General features: G+C 41.8%; 2 protein-coding genes. Both read right to left on the bottom strand.

The features are described from left to right. Nucleotides 1-669, bottom strand: a 669-nt coding sequence (locus ACUVXA_RS20150; protein WP_445873083.1) for a hypothetical protein, incomplete at its 3' end; no start/stop codon positions are given. 164 nt (nt 670-833) lie between these two features. Further along, on the bottom strand, nt 834-1,967 hold the full coding sequence (locus ACUVXA_RS20145) for a lipoyl protein ligase domain-containing protein (protein WP_445873082.1): 1,134 nt from the start codon (nt 1,965-1,967) through the stop codon (nt 834-836). Nucleotides 1,968-2,128: the final 161 nt, after the last annotated feature.

Here is a 2,128-nt window from a genome sequence, read left to right as displayed (position 1 = left end):
TCTAACTCGGTCAATTTCATTCAGACCCTTAGGAAACACACCCGCCTCCTCGAAGGTCCAGTTTCTCGACTTCACGTCCTTAAGAGCCTTATCCGAGAACTTTTCCGCAGGCACAACCAAAATCTCATCTATGAGATCACTGGTCTTAATGGAGTGGGGCACCCAACCGGTTCCAACCGCACCAAAAAGCCCTGAAGATCCGGTACCCGCCATCTTCCTCCAAACCTTGCGTGCAGGATCCCAACACTCTATATCATTCAAAGGTCGGAATCTCACCGGAACCTTAAATGTCTCACTAATAATATCCGCACCCGTACCCAAAAACTTCATCATAACCAGATCCGGTTGAACCGGAATATCCGGATTCTTATCCTTATTCCAGATAAGAATAACCGCAGGCTCCGTCCCGGGCTCGTTATACATCACTCCTCCACCAGCACCAATACTCCGGGTAATCTTAATCTTATGCTTAACACAAGCCTCATAGTTAATATCTCTTAAAACATCACAGTAACGCTGTATGAAAACCGAAGGCTTATTTATGGTGAAGAACGCCATAGTGTCGGGGATTTTTCCCTCAGCACAAGCCCTCAGAAGCGCAGGAATATACCCTCCATACCAGTCCGCAATATCAGTATCTGCTCTTACTAACCTCCATTTTTTAGTCATCTCCATTACCTCCTTTTTGTTTTCACGGGTAACTTACACTCCTAGACAAGAGTGTATAAGTTTGTTATAAATTTAATAGAGTATACAAGTTTGACTATAAAAATTTAGTAAATTAAACAGATTAAAAAAAAATGTTCTAATAAGAAAGTAAATTATGTGCAGTGTTATGCTAGTTTTTCTAAAGCGAGGTTTACTGCGCCCATTACTGTTTGCACAAATTCTTCGAGTGTGAAACCGGTAAAATCTATATTATTCTTCTGGAAGACCTCAACTATTTTATCGTTTATGGTTTTTTTATCTTCGGCATTGAGTCCTTTTAAAACTTTAATTACTTTTTCCAATCCGTCCGGCGGAGACATTAAAAAGTCACCAGTAATGAGAACGTCTTTTACTTTTTTGCTTTTGTCGATTGCTATATTTGCGGTGATCACCCTTTCCGATTTGTATCTGTAGGTTGCAGCTCTACAGTCGTCTGGAATCTTAGTGTACCATCTTTTCTTGGAGACGCTGGTCACTGCGTCTTCGGCGATGAATTTTTTGAAAACCTTAGATATCATTTCTCTTTCTTCTTTGGTGAAGTCACCTGGTTCGAATTCCATTCCCAGTTTTACGTCAACAATATTTAGCAAAATTTTCTTTATTTCCTCCTCGCTGGGCGTCTTGGGTCCGTCTTTTTCCATGCTTCCAGCGTACATGGTTACGTCACGCAGCAGTTTGTCTTTCAGCTTCTCCTCCGGGTAAACATAATAGTCTGTGAAAAACTTGACGCTGGGAGTAAGCCTGTTGATGAAGGTTCCCACCACGATTCCGTTTCCCGAAATCATGGAGCTGCTTCCCCCCAGCTTTTTATCACCCTTCTTAATATCACCGGGGTGAAGATAATAGGCGTCCAAAACACCTACCCTTATGAAAAGTTCTAGGACTACTTCGCCGGCCCAAATCCTCTCGGCCTCCTCCAAATTCGGAAACACGTCCGTGGTCGTTACCAGAACCGCAGCTATTTGACCTTTAGGCGCATAGTAGGTGCCGGCTCCACTCTCCCTACGTCCAACCAATACGCCGTCTCTTTTTACCGCATTGTAGCGTATGTCGTCTAGATCCTCGTATTTGCCTAGGCTTATGGATTCCTTACCATGAGTAACAAATATCAGTGTGTCAGGAATCTTTCCCAGGTCGCGCATTTTGGATAAAACCTCAAAAGCCACAAGCAATTCCACACCCGACATGTCGGAAACAATTAATCTACCCTTATGATTAGTTTTTAATTCCTTCTCCCTTCTTTCCAACTGCTCCATCATAACCGATAACCTCCAAACCGGAGAATTAGCAAGCTTGCCCTAATATAACAAGTCTAATTATATTCATTATAGTTAGAAAAACGTATTTGGAAATTTTTCTCCACTAAAGAATGATTCAATTGTGCTAATCACCATATTTATAATTTGTGGAGGAAAAAAAA

This window comes from Candidatus Jordarchaeum sp. (genome assembly GCF_052745115.1).
Note: the sequence above shows the minus strand (reverse complement) of the source record. Positions and strands in the feature narration are given on the sequence as shown.

Coding starts and splice junctions, on each gene's coding strand:
- ACUVXA_RS20145 (WP_445873082.1), bottom strand. CDS start 1,967: ATGATGGAGCAGTTGGAAAGAAGGGAGAAGGAATTAAAAACTAATCAT.